The organism is Streptomyces formicae, assembly GCF_002556545.1.
Classification (GTDB): Bacteria; Actinomycetota; Actinomycetes; order Streptomycetales; family Streptomycetaceae; genus Streptomyces; species Streptomyces formicae_A.
Genome location: NZ_CP022685.1, coordinates 5,126,974 through 5,147,064 on the forward strand (window position 1 = coordinate 5,126,974; position 20,091 = coordinate 5,147,064).

Annotated in this window: 14 protein-coding genes; 13 read left to right on the forward strand and 1 reads right to left on the reverse strand. The window is 71.4% G+C overall.

Annotation, left to right across the window (positions count from 1 at the left end; genetic code table 11):
- Positions 1–112 precede the first annotated feature (112 nt).
- The 3 genes from KY5_RS42605 to KY5_RS22140 are packed head-to-tail and all read left to right on the forward strand — an operon-like array spanning position 113 to position 1,114.
- The gene (locus KY5_RS42605; protein WP_234362807.1) at positions 113–250 is read left to right on the forward strand and encodes a DUF4244 domain-containing protein; all 138 of its coding nucleotides are present in this window, start codon (positions 113–115) and stop codon (positions 248–250) included.
- A complete protein-coding gene (locus tag KY5_RS22135; RefSeq protein ID WP_098243892.1) occupies positions 237–644 on the forward strand; it encodes a TadE family type IV pilus minor pilin in 408 nt (135 codons plus the stop codon). Before KY5_RS42605 ends, KY5_RS22135 begins: the two co-directional genes overlap by 14 nt.
- Positions 641–1,114: an Rv3654c family TadE-like protein gene (locus KY5_RS22140; RefSeq protein WP_267894290.1), complete on the forward strand. Its 474-nt coding sequence runs from the start codon at positions 641–643 to the stop codon at positions 1,112–1,114. The genes KY5_RS22135 and KY5_RS22140 overlap by 4 nt, the downstream gene beginning before the upstream one ends.
- On the opposite strand, the gene KY5_RS22145 is transcribed toward KY5_RS22140, so the two are convergent.
- Positions 1,083–3,545 (reverse strand): DEAD/DEAH box helicase, encoded by a 2,463-nt coding sequence (locus KY5_RS22145; protein ID WP_098243893.1) that lies wholly within the window; start codon positions 3,543–3,545, stop codon positions 1,083–1,085. The genes KY5_RS22140 and KY5_RS22145 overlap by 32 nt on opposite strands.
- Before the next feature lie 80 nt (positions 3,546–3,625).
- Here KY5_RS22145 and bldG point away from each other — a divergent pair, with 80 nt between their 5' ends.
- From bldG to KY5_RS22200, 10 genes are all read left to right on the forward strand, one after another.
- Positions 3,626–3,967, forward strand: a complete 342-nt coding sequence (gene bldG / locus KY5_RS22150) for an anti-sigma factor antagonist BldG (protein ID WP_003975386.1) — start codon at positions 3,626–3,628, stop codon at positions 3,965–3,967.
- A 130-nt stretch (positions 3,968–4,097) separates the two neighbouring features.
- Complete coding sequence (locus KY5_RS22155; RefSeq protein ID WP_098243894.1) at positions 4,098–4,538, forward strand: ATP-binding protein; 441 nt, start codon at positions 4,098–4,100, stop codon at positions 4,536–4,538.
- 315 nt (positions 4,539–4,853) lie between these two features.
- Positions 4,854–7,256: a sodium-translocating pyrophosphatase gene (locus tag KY5_RS22160; RefSeq protein ID WP_098243895.1), complete on the forward strand. Its 2,403-nt coding sequence runs from the start codon at positions 4,854–4,856 to the stop codon at positions 7,254–7,256.
- 227 nt (positions 7,257–7,483) lie between these two features.
- Positions 7,484–8,068, forward strand: a complete 585-nt coding sequence (locus KY5_RS22165; protein WP_098243896.1) for a small secreted protein — start codon at positions 7,484–7,486, stop codon at positions 8,066–8,068.
- A 181-nt stretch (positions 8,069–8,249) separates the two neighbouring features.
- Positions 8,250–9,773: a DUF7059 domain-containing protein gene (locus KY5_RS22170; protein ID WP_098243897.1), complete on the forward strand. Its 1,524-nt coding sequence runs from the start codon at positions 8,250–8,252 to the stop codon at positions 9,771–9,773.
- Between the two features lie 296 nt (positions 9,774–10,069).
- Positions 10,070–10,267: a hypothetical protein gene (locus KY5_RS22175; protein WP_098243898.1), complete on the forward strand. Its 198-nt coding sequence runs from the start codon at positions 10,070–10,072 to the stop codon at positions 10,265–10,267.
- 576 nt (positions 10,268–10,843) lie between these two features.
- Positions 10,844–13,687, forward strand: a complete 2,844-nt coding sequence (gene topA, locus KY5_RS22185) for a type I DNA topoisomerase (protein ID WP_098243900.1) — start codon at positions 10,844–10,846, stop codon at positions 13,685–13,687.
- A gap of 151 nt (positions 13,688–13,838) precedes the next feature.
- Entirely contained in the window at positions 13,839–17,063 is a 3,225-nt protein-coding gene (gene tmk, locus KY5_RS22190; protein WP_098243901.1) for a dTMP kinase, read from the forward strand.
- A gap of 105 nt (positions 17,064–17,168) precedes the next feature.
- Complete coding sequence (locus tag KY5_RS22195) at positions 17,169–18,374, forward strand: DNA polymerase III subunit delta' (protein ID WP_098243902.1); 1,206 nt, start codon at positions 17,169–17,171, stop codon at positions 18,372–18,374.
- Between the two features lie 137 nt (positions 18,375–18,511).
- Positions 18,512–20,083: an alpha/beta hydrolase gene (locus KY5_RS22200; protein ID WP_098243903.1), complete on the forward strand. Its 1,572-nt coding sequence runs from the start codon at positions 18,512–18,514 to the stop codon at positions 20,081–20,083.
- Positions 20,084–20,091 lie beyond the last annotated feature (8 nt).

Consider the following 20,091-nt stretch of genomic DNA (forward strand, 5'->3'; position numbering starts at 1 on the left):
GATGTCGAGAAGTCGAACAACTGGTGTGAATTCCATGGGGGTTGAGATGTGTGGACAGGTGTGGGTGCGGACGCTGCGGCGGTGGGCTCGAGCGGTGGGCCGGGACGCCGGGATGGTCACTTCCGAGTACGCGATGGGGCTGATCGCGGCGGTGGGGTTCGCCGGGCTGCTCTACAAGGTGGTGACGAGCGGGCAGGTCAGGGCGGCACTGCAAGCGGTGGTGGAGAAGGCGCTCGATGTCCAGTTCTGAGAGGGCGGGCCCCGGGGGCCTGCGGCTCGGGGACCGGCGGCTCGGGGACCGGGGTTTCGTGACGGCGGAGGCGGCCGTGGTGTTGCCCACGCTGGTGCTGTTCACGATGGCGCTGGTCTGGGTGTTGCTGGCCGCGTCGGCGCAGATCCAGTGCGTCGACGCGGCCAGGGCCGGGGCACGAGCGGTGGCCAGGCAGGACCCGGAGTCCGCGGCGGTGGCGGCGGCGCGGCAGGCGGCGCCGGGCGGGGCGAGCGTGTCCGTGCGGCGCGAGGGCGACCTGGTGCGCGTGGAGGTCGCGGCGGACGCGCCGGGCCCGGCGGCACTCGGCATCGGGCTGCGCCTGCGGTCGGAGGCGGTGGCGTTGGCGGAGGAGACGGTGGGGGTGGGGGAGTGAGGGGCGCGAGGCGGCGCGGTGCGGGGCGGGATCGGGGTGCGAGGTGGCGCGGTGCGGGTCCGGACCGGGGCGCGGCCACGGTGTGGGTGGTCGTCGTGATGGCCGCGCTCTGTGTGGTCTGTGGCGCGGTCCTCGCGATGTCGCAGGCGATCGTGGCCCGGCACCGGGCGGGCGGCGCGGCGGACTTGGCGGCGCTCGCGGCGGCGGACCGCTGGGGCGAGGGGCGGGACGCGGCGTGTGACGCGGCCGGGAGGGTCGCGGCGGCGCAGGCGACACGGATGGTGCGGTGCGTCGTGCGCGGGCAGGTCTCCGAGGTCACGGTGACGGCGGAGGCGGGGCCCTTCGCCACGGAGGTGGGTGCGCGGGCGGGTCCTGCGGGTCCCGTCGGGGCGGACGAGGTGGTCGGCTCGGTGGAGTCGGTGCGCCCGGGTGCTCGTCCTACCCGGCAGCCGAGTCCGGTGCGTCCTTGAGGAGGGTCGTGAGGAGGCGGACGGCGCCGCGTTTGTGCAGAGGGTCGTTGCCGTTGCCGCATTTGGGGGACTGGATGCAGGAGGGGCAGCCCGCCTCGCATTCGCAGGAGGCGATGGCCTGGCGGGTGGCGGTGAGCCATTCGCGGGCCGTGTGGAAGGCCCGCTCGGCGAATCCGGCGCCGCCGGGGTGACCGTCGTAGACGAAGACCGTGGGAAGGAGGGTGTCCGGATGGAGGGGGATCGATACGCCGCCGATGTCCCAGCGGTCGCACGTGGCGAACAGCGGCAGCATGCCGATGGAGGCGTGCTCGGCGGCGTGCAGGGCGCCGCCGAGGATCTCGGGATTGACGCGGGCGGCGTCCAGTTGGTCCTCGGTGACGGTCCACCAGACCGCGCGGGTGCGCAGCGTCCGCGGGGGCAGGTCGAGCTTCGTCTCGCCGAGGACCTCGCCCGTGATGAGTTTCCTGCGCAGGAAGGAGACGACCTGGTTGGTGACTTCGACCGAGCCGTAGCACAGGCGTCCCGCGCCCCAGGGGACCTCGACGTCCGTTTCCAGGATGGAGATCGCGGTGGTGTCGCGGGCGGTCGTGGAGTACGGCGGTACGGCCTCCTCGACGAGGGCGACCGAGTCCTCCAGGTCGAGGTGGCGCACGAGATACGTGAGGCCCTGGTGGAGGTGGACCGCTCCCTCGTGCACGGTGGTGTGCGCGGCGGAGGCGTCGACGGTGCCGAGCAGGCGTCCCGTGCCCTCCTCGACGATCTGGACCGGCTTGCCGCCCTCGCCGCGGATGTCGGTGAGGTCGGCGGCCCGTTCGCGGCGGGTCCAGTGCCAGGCCCTGGTGCGGCGGCGCAGCAGTTTCGCGGCCTCCAGCTGCGGGAGCAGTTCCTCGGTCGCCGGACCGAACAGGGTCATGTCCTGGTCGGTGAGCGGGAGTTCCGCCGCGGCCGCGCAGAGGTGGGGCGCGAGGACGTACGGATTGTCGGGGTCCAGGACCGTCGACTCCACGGGCTGTTCGAACAGCGCCTCGGGATGGTGGACGAGATACGTGTCCAGCGGGTCGTCGCGGGCGACGAGGACGGCGAGGGCGCCCTGTCCGGAGCGGCCCGCCCGCCCCGCCTGCTGCCAAAGCGAGGCCCGCGTGCCCGGATATCCGGCGATGACGACGGCGTCCAACCCCGAGACGTCGACGCCCAGTTCGAGCGCGGTGGTGGCGGCGAGGCCGAGGAGCTCTCCGGAGTGCAGCGCACGCTCCAGGGCGCGGCGCTCCTCGGGGAGGTATCCGCCCCGGTAGGCGGCCACGCGGCGGACCAGGGAGCGGTCGACCTCGGCGAGGCGTTCCTGGGCGATCACCGAGATCAGTTCGGCGCCCCGCCGGGAGCGGACGAAGGCGACCGAGCGGACGCCCTGCACGGTGAGGTCGGTCAGCAGGTCCGCCGTCTCCGCGGTGGCGGTGCGGCGGACGGGGGCGCCCTTCTCGCCGTGGAGCTCGGTGAGCGGGGGCTCCCACAGGGCGAACACGAGGTCGCCGCGGGGTGAGGCGTCGTCGGCGACCTCGTGCACCGGGAGGCCGGTCAGGCGCTGCGCCGAGAGGGCCGGTTCGGCGGAGGTGGCGGAGGCGAGGAGGAAGACGGGCTCGGAGCCGTAGCGGGCGCAGAGGCGGCGCAGGCGGCGCAGGACCTGGGCGACGTGGGAGCCGAAGACGCCGCGGTAGGTGTGGCACTCGTCGATGACGACGTAGCGCAGCGCGCGCAGGAAGGAGGACCAGCGCGGGTGGGAGGGGAGTATCCCGCGGTGCAGCATGTCGGGGTTGGTCAGCACGTAATTGGCGTACTGGCGCACCCACTCGCGTTCCTCGACAGGGGTGTCGCCGTCGTACACGGCGGGCCGGATCGCGTTGCCGAGGGGGTCCGCGAGCTCGCGCACGGCCCGGCGCTGGTCGGCGGCGAGCGCCTTGGTCGGGGCCAGGTACAGGGCGGTCGTGCCGCGCCCGTTGGGGGCCTCGGAGCCGTCGAGCAGGGTGGAGAGCACGGGGGTGAGGTAGGCCAGGGACTTGCCGGAGGCGGTGCCGGTGGCGACGACCACGGATTCGCCGTCCAGGGCGTGCTCGGCGGCGCGTGCCTGGTGGGCCCACGGATGTTCGATGCCTGCCGCCTGGACAGCGGAAATGACCTCGGATCGGATGCGGTCGGGCCAGACGGCATACCGAGCCGCACGTGGGGGCAAGTGCTCCGTATGAGTGACGCGCGAAGCACGGCTCGGCCCCGCGGTGAGCCGGTCCAGGACCGTCCGCGGGGGCGTGTGTGCCGGGGCGCCCGAAGAGGGTCCTCCGGGAGGCGATTTTTTGGCCATCGGCACCGAGTGTGTCACTGGCGGGATGGACAATGGTCCGAAGGCGTCGTGCTCGCCTGCCGGTAAGTGATTGAATGCCATCGCGGCTGGCGATCCGTCCTGGGGGCTCTGCCGAGGTGTCCCGAGGGATGACCGCTCGATAGCAAGGTGCTGGAGGATCCGTGGACCTGTCCCTGTCGACCCGTACCGTCGGCGATCGTACGGTCGTCGAGGTCGGTGGCGAAATCGACGTATATACCGCGCCCAAGCTGCGCGAGCAGTTGGTCGAGTTGGTGAACGACGGCAGTTTCCATCTTGTCGTCGACATGGAGGGCGTGGACTTCCTCGACTCCACCGGACTCGGCGTGCTGGTCGGCGGCCTGAAGCGCGTGCGTGCCCATGAGGGCTCGCTGCGCCTGGTCTGCAACCAGGAGCGCATTCTCAAGATCTTCCGCATTACCGGCCTCACCAAGGTGTTCCCCATTCACACCTCGGTCGAGGAAGCGGTCGCGGCCACCGACTGAGTGCCGGTCGGCCCAGGCCGACCGACCGAGAGCCGGACGTTCCGGGCCCCGGCCCGGGACGGCAGTACAGCAGGGGACCGGGCCTGCGGCCCGGCCCCCTGACAGCACGCGCGTATGTCGAGGGGGATGCATGGCCACCGTTGAACTCCGCTTCAGCGCGCTGCCTGAGCACGTCAGGACCGCTCGCCTGGTGGCGGCCGCGGTCGCGCGCAGGGCCGGGGTGGACGAGGCCGTTCTCGACGAGGTGAGGCTCGCGGTCGGCGAGGCCTGCACGCGTGCCGTCGGACTTCATCAGAGCGCCGGTGTCACCGAGCCGGTGCGGGTCGCGCTGATCGAGGACGAGAAGCAGTTCTCCATCGAGGTCGGCGACGAGGCGCCACGCGCCGCTCCCGGTGACCGGGCGCCCGGTGCGTCGGCCGGTGCCGGCGAGGACCTGGAGGCCGAGGGCGAGGACGAGATGGGTCTCGCCGTCATCAGCGGTCTCGTGGATGACGTGGAGGTCACCGCGGGCGCGTCCGGTGGCTTGATCCGGATGAGCTGGCCGACGGCTCCCGTCTCCCTTCTGCCCTGAGATCCGGGGCCTCCCGCCCCGACGTATCCGGACTCTCCCGTCCGGTTCCCCGGGAGCTGTCGCAGGCCGACGCAGGCCCTGTCACCACCACGGTGAACAGGGCCTTTTCTTTTTCTGATCATTTAACGGCCTAGATCGACGATCTTTCGTCAACGCTTTTGAGGCATTACTGCTTTCGGGGTCAATCCGGGCCGACGATCATTTGCTGAGTAGCAATCTCAGGTCAATTCCGTTTGTGGCGCTCTGTTTTGATCAGGTTCCGCTCCCTACAATCCGTCCACATCTTGAGCTCAGCCCAAGCGTCAAGGAGGACGAATGGCGGGGCTTTCTACCCCTCATCAGATCGACCATCCCTCAACCTTCGCAGCCGCAGTACTGACCGACGACAACCGCCTCATCGTGATGGTCATCGCGGCCGTCGCGCTCGCGGCGCTCGTGGTCGCCGGTGTCCTGGTGCGCCAGGTGCTCGCGGCCGGCGAGGGCACCGACAGCATGAAGAAGATCGCGGCAGCGGTCCAGGAAGGCGCCAATGCCTATCTGGGACGGCAGTTGCGCACTCTCGGCGTATTCGCCGTCGTGGTGTTCTTCCTGCTCATGCTGCTGCCCGCGGACGACTGGAATCAGCGCGCCGGACGATCGATCTTCTTCTTGATCGGTGCGGCGTTCTCGGCGACCACCGGCTATATCGGTATGTGGCTCGCCGTGCGCAGCAATGTGCGCGTGGCGGCCGCCGCCCGAGAGGCCACTCCGGCGGAGGGTGAGCCCGAAAAGGATCTCACCGCCGTTTCGCACAAGGCCATGAAGATCGCTTTCCGCACGGGCGGCGTCGTCGGCATGTTCACGGTGGGGCTCGGTCTTCTGGGCGCCTCCTGTGTGGTGCTCGTCTACGCGGCCGACGCGCCGAAGGTGCTGGAAGGTTTCGGCCTGGGTGCCGCGCTGATCGCGATGTTCATGCGCGTCGGCGGCGGCATCTTCACCAAGGCCGCCGACGTCGGCGCCGACCTGGTCGGCAAGGTCGAGCAGGGCATTCCGGAGGACGATCCGCGCAATGCCGCGACCATCGCCGACAACGTGGGCGACAACGTCGGCGACTGTGCCGGTATGGCCGCCGACCTCTTCGAGTCGTACGCCGTGACGCTGGTCGCCGCGCTGATCCTCGGCAAGGTGGCGTTCGGCGACTCCGGGCTCGCCTTCCCGCTGATCGTCCCGGCCATCGGCGTCATCACCGCGATGATCGGCATCTTCGCGGTGGCGCCGAGGCGCTCCGACCGCAGTGGCATGAGCGCCATCAACCGCGGCTTCTTCATCTCCGCGGTCATCTCGCTGGCGCTCGTGGCCGCGGCCGTCTTCGTCTACCTCCCGTCCTCGTACGCGGACCTGGACGGCGTCACGGACGCGGCGATCAAGGGCCACGACGGCGATCCGCGGATCCTCGCGGTCGTCGCCGTCGCCATCGGCATCGTGATGGCCGCGCTGATCCAGCAGCTCACCGGCTACTTCACCGAGACCACCCGGCGTCCCGTGAAGGACATCGGCAAGACCTCGCTGACAGGACCTGCCACCGTCGTCCTGGCCGGGATCTCGATCGGTCTCGAGTCGGCCGTCTACACCGCGCTGTTGATCGGGCTCGGCGTGTACGGGGCGTTCCTGCTCGGCGGTACGTCGATCATGCTCGCCCTGTTCGCGGTGGCGCTCGCCGGTACCGGCCTGCTCACCACGGTCGGTGTCATCGTCGCGATGGACACTTTCGGCCCCGTTTCGGACAACGCCCAGGGCATCGCCGAGATGTCCGGCGACGTCACGGGATCGGGCGCGCAGGTGCTCACCGACCTGGACGCGGTCGGCAACACCACCAAGGCCATCACCAAGGGCATCGCCATCGCCACCGCGGTCCTCGCGGCCTCGGCGCTCTTCGGGTCGTACCGCGACGCCATCGCGGAAGCGGCCAAGGACGTCGGCGAGAAGCTGGGCGACGGCGCGCCGATGAATCTCGTGATGGACATCTCACAGCCCAACAACCTGGTGGGCCTGATCCTCGGCGCCGCGGTCGTCTTCCTCTTCTCGGGGCTCGCGATCAACGCGGTGTCGCGGTCGGCCGGTGCCGTGGTCTACGAGGTGCGGCGGCAGTTCCGCGAGCACCCCGGGATCATGGACTACTCCGAGGAACCGGAGTACGGGCGCGTCGTCGACATCTGCACCAAGGACGCGCTGCGCGAGCTGGCCACCCCGGGGCTGCTCGCCGTGCTCACGCCGATCGCGGTCGGCTTCTCGCTCGGCGTCGGCGCGCTCGGCTCCTTCCTCGCGGGCGCGATCGGCACCGGCACCCTGATGGCGGTCTTCCTCGCCAACTCGGGCGGCGCCTGGGACAACGCGAAGAAGCTCGTCGAGGACGGGCACCACGGCGGCAAGGGCAGCGAGGCCCATGCCGCGGTCGTCATCGGCGACACCGTGGGCGACCCGTTCAAGGACACCGCGGGCCCCGCGATCAACCCCCTGCTGAAGGTGATGAACCTCGTGGCGCTGCTGATCGCGCCCGCGGTCGTCAAGTTCAGCTACGGGGACGACGCCAGCGTCGGGATGCGGGTGCTGATCGCGGTGCTCTCCATCGCGGTCATCATCGGGGCGGTCTACCTCTCCAAGCGGCGGGGCATCGCCGTCGGGGACGAGGGCAACTCGGAAACGGTGGCCAAGCCGGCCGATCCGGCCGTGGTGTCGTAACTCCGGGTCGGGCTCTGCCCAACGGGTCGGGCTCCGCTCAACACGCGGGCGGACGGCGCTTTTTGATGCGCCGTCCGCCCGCCGGTGTGCCGGGGAGGCTCCGTGAGCCTTCTCTCGCGCTCCCTGCTCCTCCGTCGCTTGGTGCAAATGGCTTCAATAGCGGTTGTATGGGACCCCCGACATGCGGTTGTCGCCCAGTTGGCGTGTAAGTTCCGGGGCCGAGAGCCATGGAAGGGACCAATCCGGTGAACAAGAAGCTTGCAGCCGCACTGTCCGGCGGTGCGGTACTGGTACTCGCGTTGTCCGGGTGCAGCGACGACGGTGACAAGAAGCTGGACGACTGGGCCAAGAAGGTCTGTGACTCCGTACAGCCGCAGTCGAAGAAGATCGCGGACGCCAACGCCGCGATCCAGAAGGAGACCTCGGACAACAGCGCGCCTGCCGACGTCCAGAAGACGGACTCCAAGGCGTTCCAGGACATGTCCGACGCCTACAAGGCGATGGGCGCCTCCGTGAAGGGCGCGGGCGCGCCGCCGGTCGACGGCGGGCAGAAGAAGACGGACGACGCCGTCAAGGAGCTCAACGCCATCTCCAAGTCGTACGAAGGCCTCAAGAAGCAGGTCGACGACCTCGACACCAAGGACCAGGCGGACTTCGCGGACGGCCTCAAGAACATCGCGGGCGAGCTGGACAAGCTCAGCAAGAGCGGCAACGAGGCGCTGGAGAAGCTGCAGGAGGGGGAGGTCGGCAAGGCGATGGGCAAGCAGGACAGCTGCAAGAGCGCGTCCGCTGCGCCGTCGGCCAAGAGCTGATCCCCTTATTGACGTGGCCTCGGCGCCGGGGGGTACTGACCCTCCGCGTCGGGGCCGTGTCGTCTCTGCGGCTGGCCTGCACCGGGGGCCGTGCCCACCCTTCCCCAAGCTCTCGGCTTCGCTCGAGCAGGGGAGACCCCACTCCCCTTGCGGAACGCCTGCCCACGGCTGTGGCGCCACAATGGAGGGCGTGAGTATCGCCAGCCTCCCCCTGCCTTCGTCCGACCGTGCCGATGTGGCCGCCGCCCTGCGTGGTGCGCTGATCGGTGCCGACTTCACCGCCGACGGGCTGCTCGAACTGCTCGGGGCGCCCGCGTACGCCGCGCTCGCGCGCAGCGAGACCGTGCCCGCGCTGCGGGCCACCCGTGGAGACGGGGCGCTCTCGGCGCTCGTGCGTCTCTTCCTGTTGCAGGAAACCGTGCCCCACGCGCGCGTGGCCGACGTTCTGCCCGTCGACGCCCTCCTGGAGAGCGGGTGGCTGGTCGAGGACGGTGAGTCGCTGCGGGCCACCGTGGACGTGCGGCCGTACGGCGGGCCGAGCGGTGAGGACTGGTTCATCGCCTCCGACCTCGGCTGTGCGGTCGGCGGCGCCGGCGGCATCGGGAGCCGCGACGAAGGCGTCGTCCTCGGTGTCGGCGGCGCGTCCACGACGCTCGCCGGGATCACCGTGCGGGCGCCCTTCGCGAGCGCCCTCGACCTCGGTACCGGTTCCGGCATCCAGGCGCTGCACGCCGCACAGCACGCCACGCGCGTGACCGCGACCGACCTCAACCCCCGCGCGCTGCACTTCACCCGGCTCACGCTCGCGCTGTCCGGGGCCCCGCAGGCGGACCTCCGGGAGGGCTCGCTCTTCGAACCGGTGGGCGACGAAACGTACGACCTGATCGTGTCGAACCCGCCCTTCGTGATCTCGCCGGGGGCGCGGCTCACCTATCGCGACGGCGGGATGGGCGGGGACGATCTGTGCCGCTCGCTCGTTCAGGAGGCGGGAGAGCGACTGAACGAAGGGGGATACGCGCAGTTCCTCGCCAACTGGCAGCACGTGGAGGGCGAAGAGTGGCAGGACCGGCTCCGGTCCTGGGTGCCGCGCGGCTGCGACGCCTGGATCGTGCAGCGCGAAGTGCAGGACATCACGCAGTACGCCGAGCTGTGGCTGCGCGACGCGGGGGACCACCGCACGGATCCCGCGGAGTACGCGGCGCGGTACGAGGCGTGGCTCGACGAGTTCGACGCGCGGGGCACGCGTGCGATCGGGTTCGGCTGGATCACGCTCAGGAAGACCGGGGCGGCCGATCCCTCCATCACGGTGGAGGAGTGGCCGCACCCCGTCGAGCAGCCGCTCGGCGAGGCGGTCCGGGAGTTCTTCGACCGGCAGGAGTACCTGCGCACGCACGACGACGCCGCCCTGCTCGCGGCGCACTTCAAGCTGGCCGACGAGGTCGTGCAGGAGCAGGTCGGGCTGCCGGGCGCCGAGGACCCGGAGCACGTCGTGCTGCGCCAGCACCGCGGGATGCGGCGGGCCACCAAGGTGGACACCGTGGGCGCCGGGTTCGCCGGGGTGTGCGACGGCTCGCTGAGCGCTGGACGGATCCTGGACGCCATCGCACAACTGGTCGGCGAGGACCCGGTGTTGCTGCGCGACCGCACTCCCGCGCAGATCAGGCTCCTGGTGGGGCAGGGGTTCCTGCTGCCCGTGGGGGAGTAGAGGGGGAGCGGAGAGGGAGCCGAGGGAGCTGGAGGGGGGAACAGAGGGAGAGGGGAGGGGCGATCCGGGGTCGAGGGCGCCCGGTGTGAACCGGCCAACGTCCTTGCCGTATCGGCGCCTTCGGCCCGATCCGGCCACCGGGTGGTGCTCCTCCCCACGGGCGGGTTCCTCGTTCCTGAGGGACGACCGTCGTGGGCCGCCCTGCGTTCACCCGGATTTCGCGCTCCCGATTCCCGTGCGTGTCAGCCTCCAGGCCGGGAAACCGGTACGGAAATCCGGTACGGGGAGGCAAGGACATGGAGAGCGCACCAGCGATCTTCGCGGGGACGGTGTTCGCGCTGTTCGGCGCGGCCCTGCTGCTGTGGACGGGAGTTCGCGTCGCGCACCGGTCGCCGGTCGCCGAGGGTGTGAACCCTGTCGCGTCGGCGACCCTCGCCGCCGTCGCGGGAGCGGGCGCCCTGGCACTCGCCGCGTGGTGCTTCACGCGGCTGTGAGGTCGGCGCGGACCGCGGTGCGGAACGCGGCGCGCGGGCCGCGGGGCTGAACGACGGCACGACCGGCGCGTGGCCGGTACACGACCGGCGCGCGGGAGGCGCACGACGGTTGCGGACCGGCGAGTTTCACCACACCACCGCACCCCTCTCTTAGCGGCTCGCTCGCAGACCGCCGGACCTTTGGATTCCGGCACAGCCGGACTCCCCTCTTCCGCAGTGCGGAAGGCCCGCCGACCAGCGGGCACCCCGGTCAGGCCGGGCCGCGCAGGCGGCGCGACAACGGCGCGACAAGGGGGCGAGCGCGACGCGGTACGGGCGAGGCGCGGGCACGACAGGCCCCCGGCCCGTTCCCCGCGCCGAAACAGCAGGTCGACACTCCGGGCGGCAGGAATGGCGGTAGTCGGGTTACCGTTCGAGTGGCCGTTGCGGGCTTTTCCCGTTTGACACGGGGGCGGGATGTACCGTCACACTCCGCAGCGTCAGCGCAACGCAAGCCGTGTGAGCGCTGCCACCGCACAGCCACGAGCACTGCCACCGCGCACTGCCACCGAGCGTCGACCGGAGAGAAGAGCGAAGTTGTCCCCGACCAGCGAGACCGCACAGGGCGGCCGCCGACTCGTCATCGTCGAGTCGCCTGCCAAGGCGAAGACGATCAAGAGCTACCTCGGCCCCGGCTACGTAGTCGAGGCCAGCGTCGGGCACATCCGTGACCTTCCCAACGGCGCCGCGGAGGTGCCCGACAAGTACACCGGCGAGGTGCGCCGCCTCGGCGTGGACGTCGAGAACGACTTCGAACCGATCTACGTCGTCAACGCCGACAAGAAGTCGCAGGTCAAGAAGCTCAAGGACCTCCTGAAGGAGTCCGACGAACTCTTCCTCGCCACCGATGAGGACCGCGAGGGCGAAGCCATCGCGTGGCACCTCCTCGAGGTCCTGAAGCCCAAGGTCCCCGTCCACCGGATGGTCTTCCACGAGATCACCAAGGACGCGATCCGCGCCGCCGTCGCCAACCCGCGCGAGCTCAACAAGCGCATGGTCGACGCCCAGGAGACCCGCCGCATCCTCGACCGCCTGTACGGCTACGAGGTCTCGCCGGTCCTGTGGAAGAAGGTCATGCCGCGCCTGTCGGCGGGCCGTGTGCAGTCGGTGGCGACCCGTCTCGTCGTCGAGCGTGAGCGCGAGCGCATCGCCTTCCGCTCCGCCGAGTACTGGGACCTGACCGGCACGTTCGGCACGGGCCGCACCGGTGACGCCTCCGATCCCGCGCAGCTGGTCGCCCGCCTCACCACGGTCGACGGCAAGCGCGTGGCGCAGGGCCGCGACTTCAACTCGGTGGGGCAGCTCAAGTCCGACACGCTGCACCTGGACGAGGCCAACGCCCGCGCCCTCGCCGCCGCGCTCCAGGACACGGACTTCTCCGTACGGTCGGTCGAGTCCAAGCCCTACCGCCGCTCGCCGTACGCACCCTTCCGTACGACGACGATGCAGCAGGAGGCCTCGCGCAAGCTCGGCTTCGGCGCGAAGGCGACCATGCAGGTGGCCCAGAAGCTGTACGAGAACGGCTTCATCACCTATATGCGTACGGACTCCACGACGCTGTCCGACACGGCGATCAACGCCGCCCGCGCCCAGGTCACGCAGCTCTACGGCAGCGACTACCTGCCGGACAAGCCGCGGGTGTACGCCGGGAAGGTCAAGAACGCGCAGGAGGCGCACGAGGCGATCCGTCCGTCGGGTGATCGTTTCCGCACGCCCGCCGAGACCGGTCTGACCGGCGACCAGTTCCGGCTCTACGAGCTGATCTGGAAGCGGACCGTCGCCTCCCAGATGAAGGACGCGACGGGCAACTCCGTCACGGTCAAGATCGGTGGCCGCGCCGCCGACGGCCGCGACGCCGAGTTCAGCGCGTCCGGCAAGACCATCACCTTCCACGGCTTCCTCAAGGCATACGTAGAGGGCGCCGACGACCCGAACGCCGAACTGGACGACCGCGAGCGCAGGCTCCCGCAGGTCAACCAGGGCGACGCGCTCACCGCCGACGAGATCTCGGTCGACGGCCACGCGACCAAGCCCCCGGCCCGCTACACCGAAGCCTCGCTGATCAAGGAGCTCGAAGAGCGCGAGATCGGCCGCCCCTCGACGTACTCGTCGATCATCGGCACGATCCTGGACCGCGGCTACGTCTTCAAGAAGGGCACGGCCCTCGTGCCGTCCTTCCTGTCGTTCGCCGTGGTCAACCTCCTGGAGAAGCACTTCGGGCGGCTCGTCGACTACGACTTCACCGCCAAGATGGAGGACGACCTCGACCGCATCGCGCGCGGCGAGGCGCAGGCCGTGCCGTGGCTGAAGCGCTTCTACTTCGGCGAGGGCGACGCCACGGGCGCGGCCTCCGACGCGGGCAACGGCGACGGCGACCACCTCGGTGGCCTCAAGGAGCTCGTCACCGACCTCGGCGCGATCGACGCCCGGGAGATCTCGTCCTTCCCCGTCGGCGACGGCATCGTGCTCCGCGTGGGCCGCTACGGCCCCTACGTGGAGCGCGGCGAGCGGGACTCCGAGAACCACCAGCGCGCCGACGTCCCCGACGACCTGGCGCCGGACGAGCTGACCGTCGAGTACGCGGAGGAGCTGCTCGCCAAGCCGAGCGGTGACTTCGAGCTCGGCGCCGACCCGACCACGGGCCACCAGATCGTCGCCAAGGACGGCCGGTACGGCCCGTACGTCACCGAGGTGCTCCCCGAGGGCACTCCGAAGACCGGCAAGAACGCGGTCAAGCCGCGTACGGCGTCGCTCTTCAAGTCCATGTCGCTCGACACGGTCACCCTCGCCGACGCCCTCAAGCTGATGTCCCTGCCGCGCGTGGTGGGCGCCGATGCCGAGGGCGTGGAGATCACCGCGCAGAACGGCCGGTACGGCCCGTATCTGAAGAAGGGCACCGACTCGCGCTCCCTGGAGAACGAGGAGCAGCTCTTCGGCATCACGCTTGAAGAGGCCCTGGAGATCTACTCCAAGCCGAAGCAGCGCGGCCGCGCCGCCGCCAAGCCGCCGCTGAAGGAGCTCGGCCAGGACCCGGTCAGCGGACAGCCGGTCGTCGTCAAGGACGGCCGCTTCGGGGCGTACGTCACCGACGGCGAGACGAACGCGACCCTGCGCGCGGCCGACTCCGTCGAGGACATCACTCCGGAGAGGGGCTACGAGCTCCTCGCGGAGAAGCGGGCGAAGGGGCCCGCGAAGAAGACCGCCAAGAAGGCGGCGAAGAAGGCCCCCGCGAAGAAGACCGCCGCCAAGAAGACGGCAGCCAAGAAAACCGCCGCCAAGAAGACGACGGCCGCGAAGACGACCGCGAAGAAGACGACGACGAAGAAGGCCGCCACGAAGAAGACGGCAGCCGCGAAGTCTGCTTCGTCCGACGCTGAGTAGTACGCGAGGTACGCGCGACGTCGGCTTCGTCCGACGCCGAGCGGTACGTCGGAAACGCCGGTACGCCGAGTGTGTGAGCCGTAACCCGAAGGGGCGCCCGTTTGTTCGGGCGCCCCTTCGGGGTGTCACACACTCCGGATAGGCTGGACGGATGACGCGTGCAGAGCAGCCAACGGCCGGAACCCCGGCCCCCGACGACGCCCTGGTCGCAGATTCACGAGAGCGTGCGGTCCGCGCCTTGCTGCGCGTACCGCAACTGAAGCGCTTGTGGAGCGCCCAGCTCGTCGGCAGTGTCGGCGACGCGCTCGCCCTGCTCGTCCTGGTGATCCTCACGCTCCAGGCGGCCATCTCCGAAGCGGCCTTCGGCGGCGGCTACCGGGGCGTGGCCCTCGCCGTCACCGCCGTCTTCGGCGCGCGCGTCCTCGCGACCCTGCTCTTCGGAGCGGTGCTCCTCGGACCGCTCACCTCCCTCACCTCTCCGGACGGGCCGCTCGACCGGCGCTGGACGATGGTCGGGGCCGACGCGGTGCGGGCCGCGCTGCTGATCGTCGCGCCCCTGTGGATCGACTGGACCCCGGACAACGCCCTCGCGATGGTCCTGGTGACCTCCTTCGTGATCGGCGTCGCCGAGCGCTTCTGGACCGTCGCCAGGGAGAGCGCCGCCCCCGCGCTGCTGCCCGCGCCGCCCCTGGAGGGCGCGACGGTGCGGCCGCTGCCCGACCACATGGACGCGCTGCGGCGCCTCTCGCTGCGTACGGGATTCGTGTCGCTGCCCCTCGCGGCCGCCGCCCTCGTCGCCATCACGCTCATCGGCAACCTCCTCGGCGCCGGGCTCGACTGGTTCGAGCTGCACCAGGCGGGGCTCGCCTCGTTCGTCGCGGCCGGGCTCTTCGCCGCGGCGCTCTCGATCGTCTACTTCCTCGAACTTCCCGGTACGCACACGCCACGCGCGCGTAGCCCGCTCGAAGGACTGCGCAGGCCGCGCACCGGATCCGGTACCGACAAGGGGCGCACGGGCGCGATCCCGCTGTTCGTCGCCGCCTGCGCCGCGGTCGCGACGGCCGTCGCCGCGGCCGTCGCCGTCGGCGTGCTGCACGCCAAGGACCTCGGCGGCGGGCCCGTCACGTACGGCCTGATCGTCCTCGCCCTGACCGGCGGCACCGTCGTCGGCATCCGCACCGCGCCCGCCCTGCTGCCCTCGCTCTCGCGCCGCAGGCTGCTCGCCATCGCCATCGCCCTCACCGGCATCGCGCTGCTCGCCGCGGGCCTCGTGCCCGACGTGACGACCGTGCTGCTGCTCCTCGGCCTCGCCGGGACCTGCGCGGGCGTCGCGGCGAACATCGGGCACGCGCTCCTCGACCAGGAGGTCGAGGACTACCGCAGGGCCCGTACGACCGAGCACCTCCAGGCGGTCGTACGCCTCTGTGTCGCGCTCGGCGCCCTGATCGCCCCGGCGGTCGCCGCGGGCATCGGACCGCACCGGATGGTCAACGGCAAGTTCGTCTTCGACCACGGCGGCGCCTCCTTCACGCTGATGCTGGTCGGCGCGCTGCTCCTGCCGGTGGCCGCGCTCGTCCTCGCCAAGGCCGACGACCGCCAGGGCGTGCCGCTCAGGCACGACCTGCGGGACGCGCTGCGCGGCGGCGACGACCCGGTGCAGCTGGCAGCGGCCACCGGCTTCTTCATCGCCCTCGAAGGCGGCGACGGAGCGGGCAAGTCGACGCAGGCCGAGGCGCTCGCCGAGTGGATCCGCGCCAAGGGGCACGAGGTCGTCGTCACGCGTGAGCCGGGCGCCACGCCGGTCGGCAAGCGGCTGCGGTCGATCCTGCTCGACGTGTCGTCGGCCGGTCTCTCGCACCGCGCCGAGGCCCTGCTGTACGCGGCGGACCGTGCCGAGCACGTCGACACCGTCGTACGGCCCGCCCTGGAGCGCGGCGCCGTCGTCATCTCCGACCGGTACATCGACTCGTCCGTCGCCTACCAGGGCGCGGGACGCGATCTGTCGCCCACCGAGGTCGCCCGCATCAACCGCTGGGCCACCGGCGGTCTCGTACCGCACCTGACGTGCCTGCTCGACGTGGCGCCCGAGGCCGCCCGCGAGCGGTTCACGGAGGCGCCCGACCGCCTCGAGTCGGAGCCCGCCGAGTTCCACGCGCGCGTACGGTCCGGTTTCCTCACCCTCGCCGCCGCCGACCCCGGCCGCTACCTGGTCGTCGACGCGGCCCAGGAGCCGGAGGCGGTCACCACCGTGATCCGGCACCGGCTCGACACGGTCCTGCCGCTCTCCGAAGCCGAGATCAAGGCACAGGAAGAGGCCCGCAAGGCCGCCGAGGAAGAGGCCCGGCGCAAGGCCGAGGAAGAGGCCGCGCGCAAGGCCGAGGAGGAGCGCCTGGAGCGTGAGCGCCAGGAGCAGCTCGCCAAGCTCCGTGCCGAGGAGGAGGAGCGCAAGCGGCGCGAGCTGGAGGAAGCCCAGCGCCGCGAGGCCGAGCGCCAGGCCGAGGAGGCCAGGAAGCGCGCCGAGGAAGCGCGCCGCAAGGCCGAGGAGGAGCAGGCCAGGCTCCTCGCGGAGGAGAAGGTCAGGGCCGCAGAGGAGGAGCGGCGCCGCCTGGAGGCTGAGGAAGAGGCGCGGCTGCGGGCCGAGGCCGAGGAGCGCAGGCTGGAGAAGCAGCGCAAGGCGGAGGAGGCGCTGCTGCGGGCCGAGGAGGCGCGTCGGCTCGCCGCGGCGCAGGCCGCTGCGGCGGCTCAGGCTGCGGCTACGAAGGCGGCGCAGGCAAGTGCGAGTGCTGGTGTTGGTGTTGGTGGTGCCGGTGCTGGTGCTGGCGCTGGCGCCGGTACGGGATCGGTCTCGCGGCCGAAGAAGGCGGAGCAGCCCGCGAAGGGGGAGCAGTCCGCGAAGGGGGAGCAGTCCGCGAAGGCGGAGCAGCCCGCGCAGGCCGACGCCCCCGCCGTTCACGACAACGAGACGACCGTGCCCACGCCGATCGTGACGCCGACGCCGCCCTCCGGAGCGGCCGACGAGACGGCCGTACTGCCGCAGGTCCGGGCCGACGGGCCCAGCCCGGAGGACACCGCGGTGCTGCCGCAGCCGCCCGTCCCCGGGGCCGCGGACGAGACCGCGGTGCTGCCGCAGGTCCAGGAGGACAAGGTGCCGCCCGGCTACTTCCGGGACGAGCGCCCCTCGCCCGACGGGTCCGACGACCGTACGCGCGAGCTGCCGCAGGTCGACGAGCAGGGCGAGCCCCGGCAGCGGCCCCGTTCGGACTGGGCGGAGGAGACGCCGCTGGACGACCTGCCGTCGCTCGCGGACGAACTGCTCGGCTCGCACGACGACGAGGACGAGGGCCGCGGCGGACGCCGACGCGGTCGTCGCGGCTGACACCACGCGGTGCCGTCGGCGATGTCAGTGCCATGTCCCACAATGAACACGATGGCGCGGACGTAACGCGGAACGTGCGGAGAGCAAGGCGGAGGCGGTGACCCCATGAGCGTGTGGGACGACCTGGTGGGGCAGGAGCGGGTGAGCGACCAGCTCGGGGCCGCGGCCCGGGACGCCGACGCGCTCGTGACCGCGGTCGCCGCTGCCGCGCCGCAGCCCGAGTCGTCGAAGATGACGCACGCCTGGCTGTTCACGGGCCCGCCGGGATCCGGCAGGTCCACGGCCGCGCGCGCCTTCGCCGCCGCCCTCCAGTGCACCAGCCCGGACCGCGCGCTCGGCGGCGCCCCCGGCTGCGGCTTCTGCGACGGCTGCCACACGAGCCTGGTCGGTACGCACGCGGACGTGGAGGTCGTCCGCACCGACCTGCTGTCCATCGGCGTCAAGGAGACCCGTGACCTGGTCAGGCGCGCCCAGCTCTCGCCCGCCGTCGGCCGCTGGCAGGTCATCGTCCTGGAGGACGCCGACCGCCTCACCGAGGGCGCGGGGAACGTGCTCCTGAAGGCCGTCGAGGAGCCCGCTCCGCGCACCGTGTGGCTCCTGTGCGCGCCCTCTCTGGAGGACGTGCTGCCGACCATCCGCTCCCGTTGCCGCCATCTGACGCTGCGTACGCCTCCGGTGGCGGCCGTCGCCGACGTGCTGATCCGCAGGGACGGCATCGAGCCGGACGTCGCCGCGGCCGCCGCGCGGGCCACGCAGGGGCACATCGGCAGGGCCCGGCGCCTGGCCACCGACCCGCGGGCGCGCGAGCGCAGGGCCGCGGTGCTCAAGCTGCCGCAGCGCGTGCAGGAGATCGGCGGCTGTCTGAAGGCGGCGCAGGAGCTGATCGACACGGCGTCGGACGACGCCAAGCAGGTCGCCGAAGAGGTCGACACCAAGGAGACCGAGGAGCTGAAGGCGGCGCTCGGCGGGGGGCAGGGCGGCCGGATGCCGCGCGGCACCGCGGGCGTCATGAAGGACCTGGAGGACAAGCAGAAGCGCCGCAAGACCCGTACGCAGCGCGACAGCCTGGACCTCGCGCTCATCGACCTGACCGGGCTCTACCGCGACGTCCTCGCCCTGCAACTGGGCTCCGGAGTGGCCATCGCCAACACCGAGGTGCAGGACATGTTGCAGCGCATGGCGCTCGCCACCTCGCCCGAGTCGACGCTGCGCCGCATCGAGGCCATCGGCGCCTGCCGCACCGCGCTCGACCGCAATGTGGCGCCGCTGCTCGCGGTCGAGGCGATGACGGTGGCGCTGCGGGCGGGCTGAGCACCGCCGTCCGGCACCGGCCCTGCGTCGCCGTCTTCGAACGGTGGTGAACGGCCGCGCGGAGTCGGGCGATTGACGAGGTCACCCGTACGGGTACGGTGTGTGATGAATCCATCGCGGAGAGTTAGTGTCGTGTGATGGACATCAGCCGTCGCGGCCGGCACAGCCGTCTCCTCACCTTCCGTACGTGCGGCACGCTGCTCGTGACCGCCGGGCTGCTCATCTCCGGCTGCTCGTCGGGGAGTTCGACGGCGGACGCCTCCATGGCGGCGCTGCCCCGTTCGACACCCGAGGAACTCGCGCCGTACTACGCGCAGAAGCTGAGCTGGCGCGAGTGCGGCGTCCCCGGGTTCGAGTGCGCCTCGATGAAGGCCCCACTCGACTACGCAAAGCCGGGCGCGGGGGACATCAAGCTGGCGGTGGCCCGCAAGAAGGCCACTGAGAAGAGCGGACGGCTCGGCTCGCTCCTGGTCAATCCGGGCGGCCCCGGCGGTTCGGCGATCGGCTACCTCCAGTCGTACGCGGCGCTCGGCTACCCCGCGAAGGTCAGGGCGAGCTACGACATGGTGGCCGTCGACCCGCGCGGCGTGGCCCGCAGCGAGCCCGTCACCTGCCTGGACGGCAAGGACATGGACGCGTACACGCAGACCGACGTCACCCCCGACGACCGGCGCGAGACCGGTGAACTCCGCACCGCCTTCGACGAGTTCGCGGGCGGCTGCGAGAAGCGCTCGGCGAAGGTCCTGCCGCACGTCTCCACGGTCGAGGCGGCCCGCGACATGGACGTCCTGCGGGCGGCACTCGGCGACGAGAAGCTGTCGTACGTGGGCGCCTCGTACGGCACGTTCCTCGGCGCGACGTACGCGGGCCTCTACCCGGAGCGCGTGGGCCGCCTGGTCCTGGACGGCGCGATGGACCCGGCGCTGCCCGCGCGCCGGATGAACCGCGACCAGACGGCGGGCTTCGAGACGGCGTTCCAGTCCTTCGCGAAGGACTGCGTGGCGCGCGCCGCCGAGTGCCCGCTGGGCTCGGGCACTCCCGATGCGGCCGGGAAGCGCCTGAAGTCCTTCTTCGACGAGCTGGACCGGGCGCCCCTGCCCACGGGCGACGGCGACGGCCGCAAGCTCGGCGAGGCACTCGCCACGACGGGCGTGATCGCCTCGATGTACGACGAGGGGGCCTGGCCCCAGCTGCGCGACGCGCTCACCTCGGCGATCGAGAAGAAGGACGGCGCGGCCCTGCTCGCGCTCTCCGACAGCTACTACGAGCGGGACGGCGACGGCACGTACGCGAACCTGATGTTCGCCAACGCCGCCGTGAACTGCCTGGACCTGCCGCCGTCCTTCTCCACTCCGGAGGAGGTCCGCGAGTCCCTGCCCGCGTTCGAGAAGGCGTCCCCGGTCTTCGGCGAGGGCCTGGCCTGGTCCGCCCTGAACTGCGCGTCCTGGCCGGTAGCGGCCACCGGCACCCCGCACCGCATCGAGGCGAAGGGCGCGGCCCCCATCGTGGTGGTCGGCACGACCCGCGACCCGGCCACCCCCTACCGCTGGGCCCGCTCCCTGGCCTCGCAGCTCGACTCGGGCCGCCTCCTCACCTACGAGGGCGACGGCCACACGGCGTACGGCCGGGGCAGCGAGTGCATCGACTCGACGATCGACGCCTACCTCCTGAAGGGCACCGCACCGAAGGACGGAAAGCGCTGCTCATAGCCGTCCGA

What these genes read in the sequence shown, in the direction of transcription:
- tmk (WP_098243901.1), top strand. Translation starts at nt 13,839, where the DNA reads ATGACGCGTGCAGAGCAGCCAACGGCCGGAACCCCGGCCCCCGACGAC.
- KY5_RS22195 (WP_098243902.1), top strand. Translation starts at nt 17,169, where the DNA reads ATGAGCGTGTGGGACGACCTGGTGGGGCAGGAGCGGGTGAGCGACCAG.
- KY5_RS22200 (WP_098243903.1), top strand. Translation starts at nt 18,512, where the DNA reads ATGGACATCAGCCGTCGCGGCCGGCACAGCCGTCTCCTCACCTTCCGT.
- KY5_RS22170 (WP_098243897.1), top strand. Translation starts at nt 8,250, where the DNA reads ATGGAGGGCGTGAGTATCGCCAGCCTCCCCCTGCCTTCGTCCGACCGT.
- KY5_RS22175 (WP_098243898.1), top strand. Translation starts at nt 10,070, where the DNA reads ATGGAGAGCGCACCAGCGATCTTCGCGGGGACGGTGTTCGCGCTGTTC.
- KY5_RS22160 (WP_098243895.1), top strand. Translation starts at nt 4,854, where the DNA reads ATGGCGGGGCTTTCTACCCCTCATCAGATCGACCATCCCTCAACCTTC.
- KY5_RS22165 (WP_098243896.1), top strand. Translation starts at nt 7,484, where the DNA reads ATGGAAGGGACCAATCCGGTGAACAAGAAGCTTGCAGCCGCACTGTCC.
- KY5_RS22155 (WP_098243894.1), top strand. Translation starts at nt 4,098, where the DNA reads ATGGCCACCGTTGAACTCCGCTTCAGCGCGCTGCCTGAGCACGTCAGG.
- KY5_RS22145 (WP_098243893.1), bottom strand. Translation starts at nt 3,545, where the DNA reads ATGGCATTCAATCACTTACCGGCAGGCGAGCACGACGCCTTCGGACCA.
- KY5_RS42605 (WP_234362807.1), top strand. Translation starts at nt 113, where the DNA reads ATGGTCACTTCCGAGTACGCGATGGGGCTGATCGCGGCGGTGGGGTTC.
- KY5_RS22135 (WP_098243892.1), top strand. Translation starts at nt 237, where the DNA reads ATGTCCAGTTCTGAGAGGGCGGGCCCCGGGGGCCTGCGGCTCGGGGAC.